The following is a 5648-nucleotide window of genomic DNA, read 5'->3' as shown; positions in this document are numbered from 1 at the left end:
CGGCGCCGGTCCCCTCGCGCTGGGGATTGGTGGCGACGCTGCTCGCGACCCTGGCGCTGGCGGTGGCGCTCTACGGGGCGTGGCGGGTGTCGACGGTGCCGCTCGTGCCTGCAGCCGCGCCGGATGCGGTCGCGTCCGCGCCGCCGCGGGTCGCCGTCGAGCCGTCGCCAACCCCGCCGCCAGTCCCCCGGTCGTTGCCTGAGGCGCCCGGGGCTGTCGAGCCGCCCGAGTCGCCCGGGCCGCCACCGCCGAGCGCCGACCCGGCGCCGCCGGTGGCGGCCCTGCCCGCGGAGCTGCTGCGCGATATCGAGTCGTTCAAGCGTGAACTCGAGCGCACCCGGACCACGGCCCCCGCGACGCCCGTCCCGGGGCGCTGACCGTCACGCCGGATCGGTATAATCGCCTCGGTCCGCGGTCGCGCGGCGCGCGGCCTGTGCGAGGTCGTCCGCACGGCGATCCCCTCATCCCCGCTCAGCCCGGCCTCACGCGCATGTCACAGTCGAAATCCCGCGATCCCGACGTCCTCCACCGTCATCTGCGCGACGTGCAGGAGCTGCTCTCGCGCCAGCGTCTGGTCGACGAGCTGGTGCATCGTCAGCAGATGCCGCACCGCGACCTGGTCGAGTCGATCACCCACAAGCAGAATCTGGCGCGGCTGCAGCGCAAGCTCGACCGTCTGCACCCGGCCGATATCGCCTGGATCCTCGAGACCCTGCCGCTCGCCGACCGGCTGTTCGTGTGGGAGCTGGTGCGTGCCGACAAGGACGGCGACATCCTCCTCGAGGTCTCCGACGCGGTGCGCGCGAGCCTGCTCGAGACCATGGACCATTACGCGCTCAAGGCGATGGCACTGGGTCTCGACGCCGACGAGCTGGCCGATCTCGCCCCCGACCTGCCGCCCGAGGTGGTGCAGGCGGTGCTCGCCGCGCTCGATCAGGACGAGCAGGCGCACGTGCGCGAGGCGATGTCCTACCCCGAGGGCACGGTCGGCGCGCTGATGGACTTCGACCTGATCAAGGTTCGCGAGCAGGTCACCCTGGGCGCGGTGCTGCGTTATCTGCGCCGCTTCGGCGCGCTCCCGGACCACACCGACAAGCTCTTCGTGGTCGATCGCGAGGAGCGCTTCCGTGGTCTGCTGACGCTCGAATCCCTGCTGGTCAACGCCCCCGAGCGCACCGTCTCCGAGGTGATGAAATCGCGCGCGGTGGTCACCTTCCGCCCCGACGACGACGCCGGCGCCGCGGCCCAGGCCTTCGAGCGCTACGACCTGGTCTCGGTGCCGGTGGTCTCGGAGCGCGATCGGGTGATCGGGCGACTGACGGTCGACGACATGGTCGACTACATCCGCGAGGAGTCCGAGGCCGAGATCCTCGGCAACGTCGGTCTGCGCGAGGAGGAGGATCTGTTCGCGCCGGTGATCCGCTCGGTGAAGAACCGCTGGGCCTGGCTGGCGATCAACCTGATCACCGCCTTCGTCGCCTCGCGGGTGATCGATCTGTTCGAGGACTCGATCGGTCAGTTGGTGGCGCTCGCCGCGCTGATGCCGATCGTCGCCGGGATCGGCGGCAATGCCGGCAACCAGACCATCACCATGATCGTGCGCGCGATTGCCATGGGGCAGGTCGAATCGGCGGCGCTGGGACGGTTGTTGCGCAAGGAGCTGGGGGTGGCGCTGATCAACGGTCTGGTGTGGGGCGGGGTGGTCGGGGTGCTCGCCGGGGTGCTCTACGGCAGTCCCGGACTGGGCTTGGTGATGATCGCCGCGATGACCCTCAACCTGCTGCTGGCGGCCACCGCCGGGGTGTTGATCCCGCTGTTGCGCCAGCGCTTCGGCGGCGACCCGGCGCTCGGCAGTTCGGTGCTGATCACCGCGCTGACCGACTCCGGCGGGTTCTTCATCTTCCTCGGACTGGCGACCCTGTTGCTGCTCTGAGCGCCGGCCCCGGGCGGGGCCGGCGTGGTCGGTCCACGCCGGGCGGCGTGGACCGGCGCGATCAGCCGCCCACCGGCATCGAGAAGTAGCGGTGGTTGATGATGAAGTGAGCGAGGATGCTCACCACGTAGCCGAGCGCGATCACCGGGGTCCAGCGCAGGTGGCCGAAGAAGGTGTACATGCCCTTCGACTGCCCCATCAGCGCCACGCCCGCCGCCGAGCCGATCGACAGCAGGCTGCCGCCGACGCCGGCGGTGAGGGTGACCAGCAGCCACTGGCCCTGGGTCATGTCGGGGTTCATGGTCAGCACCGCGAACATCACCGGGATGTTGTCGACGATCGCCGAGAGCACGCCGACCAGGGTGTTGGCGATGGTCGGGCCGAGATCACCGTAGGCGACCTGCGAGACCAGCTCGAGATAGCCGATGAAGCCGAGACCGCCGACGCAGAGGATGACGCCGTAGAAAAACAGCAGGGTGTCCCACTCGGCGCGCGCCACGCCGGTGAAGATGTCGAAGGGGAGGGTGTCCTCGATCTCGCCGCGCTTGATGGTGGCCTGCTCGCCGGTCTTCTTGAGATAGAAGCCGAAGAACTTGAGATAGGCCAGACCGGTCATCATGCCGAGCACCGGCGGCAGGTGGTAGAAGTTGTGGAAGCTCACCGCGGTGGCGATGGTGGCGAGGAACAGCAGCACGATGCGCAGCGCGCCGCGCTTCATCCGCACCCGCTCGTCGCTCGGCGGCGGGGTCTCGTTGGGGATGGCGCGGTGCATGAAGGCGGCCGGCACGGCGAAGTTGAGCACCGAGGGGATGAACAGCGCGAAGAAGGTCTGGAAGTCGATCAGACCCTTCTGCCACACCATCAGCGTGGTGATGTCGCCAAACGGGCTGAAGGCGCCGCCGGCGTTGGCCGCGACCACGATGTTGATGCAGGCGAGGCCGACGAAGCGCGGGCTGTCGGCGCCGACGGCCATGACCACGGCGCACATCAGCAGCGCGGTGGTGAGGTTGTCGGCCACCGGCGAGATGAAGAAGGCGAGCAGACCGGTGGTCCAGAACAGGGTGCGGTAGCTGAAGCCCATACGGATCAGCCAGGAGCGCAGCGCGTCGAACACCTGCCGCTCCTCCATGGCGTTGATGTAGGTCATCGCCGCGAGCAGGAACAGGAACAGCTCGCCGAACTCCATGATGTTGTGACGCACCGCCTCGGCGGCGGCCTCGGGCGCGCCGTGGTGGGTGGTGTAGTAGTAGGCGATGATCAGCCAGATCGCGCCGGCGGCGAGCACCACCGGCTTGGACTTGCGCAGGTGGGTGAACTCCTCGGCCATGACCAGGGCGTAGGCGGCGACGAAGATCGCCAGCGCCGAGAAGCCGACCCAGCTGGTGGTCAGGTCGAAGTGCTCGACGGCCGACTCCGAGGCCATGGCCAAGGCCGGTGAGATGAACAAGAGGGCGGTGATCAGCCCCCTGAAGACGGGATGATGCATAGGGTTTCCTTGTGTGTGAGGGTTCGTGACGACCACGGCGCGGGCAGGCCGGCCGCTCGACCGGGACGCCGTGGAACACGGATTTTCGCAAACGAAAAACACTTTAGGATGCCGCTTGAAAAAGGTTTCTGGCAAGTCCCGTGCCTTTTCTCGTCCCCCCTTCGGGCCCCAGTCCCGCTGGCCGGAGCCGTGCGCTCGCGTGCCCCGGGTCCGTGGCGGCTGAGGGTGCCGGTCCACGAAGCGATGTCAGGCAATCCTGGCCGCTGATGCGTCGCTGCGCTCGTCATCCTGATCGCCGGTCCGATTCCTGAACGGGCCGACGAGCGGCATCTGGGTGCATCACTGCACTGGCGCGGTGCGAGAAGCGGTCACTGCATCGTCAGCACGCTACGTGTCTTGAAAAGCCCCTGATGGGGGCCATTGCTTGGAGACGATCGGCTCGGGATTCAGGGCTGGAGGTGAGCGTGGCCGATTCGTTCGGAGCGCTCGCCGGTGTCGCCCGCGGCACGTCGGTGTTCACGATGCCCGGTGGTGACTGCCCGGTATGACCTGAACCAACACGATGGACCAGGATGGGGGGCTCGGATGTTGGAGATGCACGTTCAAACGGGTCGGGTCGGCGGGGATCGCAAGCGCGACAGGACGGTCATCGACACGGAGGTCACCTTCGATCGGGAGCGACAGCTGGTGTCGACGACCGATCTGCGTGGAATCATCACCTATGCCAACGACGCCTTCGTCGAGGTCAGCGGCTACACCCTCGACGAACTGGTCGGGCGACCGCACAACATCGTGCGCCACCCCGATATGCCCGCCGAGGCCTTTCGCGACATGTGGGAGAAGCTCAAGGCCGGCGAGAGCTGGCGCGGGCTGGTCAAGAACCGCTGCAAGGACGGGCGTTACTACTGGGTCGACGCCTATGTCACGCCGATCTTCGAGCGCGGCGAGCGCGTCGGCTACCAGTCGGTGCGCACCTGTCCGGCCGGACGTCAACTGATCGAGCGCGCCGAGCATCTCTACGCGCGGATGCGGCGCGGTCGGCGGGTGGACGTGTTGCGGCTGGTCCGGCTGGTTACGCCCTGGGTGGTGGGGACGTTCGCTCTCGCTGCCGCCGCCTGGCTGTTGTCGCCCTGGGTGATCGCCGGCGCCCTGATCGCCACCCTGACGCTGTTGGTCGGCGGGGCCGAGCTGGTCGGCTGCCTGCGTCTGTTGCGACGGATGCGCCAGGAGTACGACAGCATCAGTCGTCAGGTCTATGCCGGCGACTCGGTGGCCGACGTCGTGCGTTTTCGGGTCGGTCTGCTCGAGGCGCGGGTACGCACCATCCTCGGTCGGGTGACCGATCGCGCCGACAAGCTCAAGCTGCTCGCCCAGCGCACCGCCGACGCCTCCGCCGAGACCCTCGGCGATGTCGAGCTGCAACGCAACGAGCTCTCGCAGATCGCCACCGCGATGACCCAGATGAGTACCACCATCACCGACATCGCCAACATCACCAACGAGTCCGAGGGGCTGCTGGAGCGTACCAGCGCCAACTGCACCAGTGCCCGCGATCGCATCCACCACAGCGCCCAGCGCACCCTGCGGCTGGCCGATACCATGGAGGCGGTGGCCGGGCAGTCGAACGATCTGCGTCAGGCCGCCGACAAGGTCGGCGGGGCGATGCAGGAGATCAACGGGCTGGCCGAGCAGACCAATCTGCTCGCGCTCAACGCCGCGATCGAGGCGGCGCGCGCCGGCGAGCACGGGCGCGGCTTCTCGGTGGTGGCCGACGAGGTGCGCAACCTCTCCACCCGCACCCAGCGCTTCACCGGCGAGATCCGTACCAATATCGAGCAGATGAATGCCTATATCGCCTCGTTGGTGCAGTCGCTCGGCGACAGCGTCGAGGGCGCCAGGGTGTGCTCGACCGACAGTCGCGAGTCGATCACCCTGGTCGAGGAGATCACCGAGCAGCTCGGTCAGGTGCTCGACTACATCCACCGCGTCGCCTCGGCGACCGAGGAGCAGGGCGCGGTGGCCGAGGAGATCAGCCGCAACAGTCATCGCGTCGACGATGCCGCGCGCAACACCCTGGAGAAGAGCCGCGAGCTGGCCGAGGTCGCCGACGAGGCGCTCAGACAGCTGCAGCGTCTCCACGACATGAGCCGCACCTTCGGTTGAGGACGACGCGCCCCGGTCGCGTTCAAGGCGTTTGTCGGAGGGGAGGGGAAGCCGGGCGCGCCGCTG

General features: G+C 68.2%; 3 protein-coding genes and 1 pseudogene. 3 read left to right on the top strand and 1 reads right to left on the bottom strand.

Translation table 11 applies throughout. The annotated features are described in order from the left end of the window. Nucleotides 1-377, top strand: a pseudogene (locus EBL85_RS17295) (hypothetical protein); the annotation flags it as partial. 113 nt (nucleotides 378-490) lie between these two features. Continuing rightward, the gene (gene mgtE, locus EBL85_RS16410; RefSeq protein WP_123143466.1) at nucleotides 491-1933 is read left to right on the top strand and encodes a magnesium transporter; all 1443 of its coding nucleotides are present in this window, start codon (nucleotides 491-493) and stop codon (nucleotides 1931-1933) included. A gap of 61 nt (nucleotides 1934-1994) precedes the next feature. Here the strand turns inward: mgtE and nhaD are convergent, their stop codons facing one another. After that, complete coding sequence (nhaD, locus tag EBL85_RS16405; protein ID WP_123140440.1) at nucleotides 1995-3419, bottom strand: sodium:proton antiporter NhaD; 1425 nt, start codon at nucleotides 3417-3419, stop codon at nucleotides 1995-1997. Between the two features lie 594 nt (nucleotides 3420-4013). Between nhaD and EBL85_RS16400 the strand changes: the two genes are divergently transcribed. After that, entirely contained in the window at nucleotides 4014-5582 is a 1569-nt protein-coding gene (locus tag EBL85_RS16400) for a PAS domain-containing methyl-accepting chemotaxis protein (protein ID WP_190288115.1), read from the top strand. Nucleotides 5583-5648: the final 66 nt, after the last annotated feature.

The organism is Marichromatium sp. AB32 (genome assembly GCF_003718675.1).
GTDB lineage: Bacteria > Pseudomonadota > Gammaproteobacteria > Chromatiales > Chromatiaceae > Marichromatium > Marichromatium gracile.
The sequence above is the reverse complement of the archived record's forward strand: the minus strand, read 5'-3'. Positions and strand labels throughout refer to the sequence as shown.

Bases quoted from the DNA above. Each gene is read 5' to 3' on its own strand.
- nhaD (WP_123140440.1), bottom strand. From the start codon at position 3,419: ATGCATCATCCCGTCTTCAGGGGGCTGATCACCGCCCTCTTGTTCATC.
- EBL85_RS16400 (WP_190288115.1), top strand. From the start codon at position 4,014: ATGCACGTTCAAACGGGTCGGGTCGGCGGGGATCGCAAGCGCGACAGG.
- mgtE (WP_123143466.1), top strand. From the start codon at position 491: ATGTCACAGTCGAAATCCCGCGATCCCGACGTCCTCCACCGTCATCTG.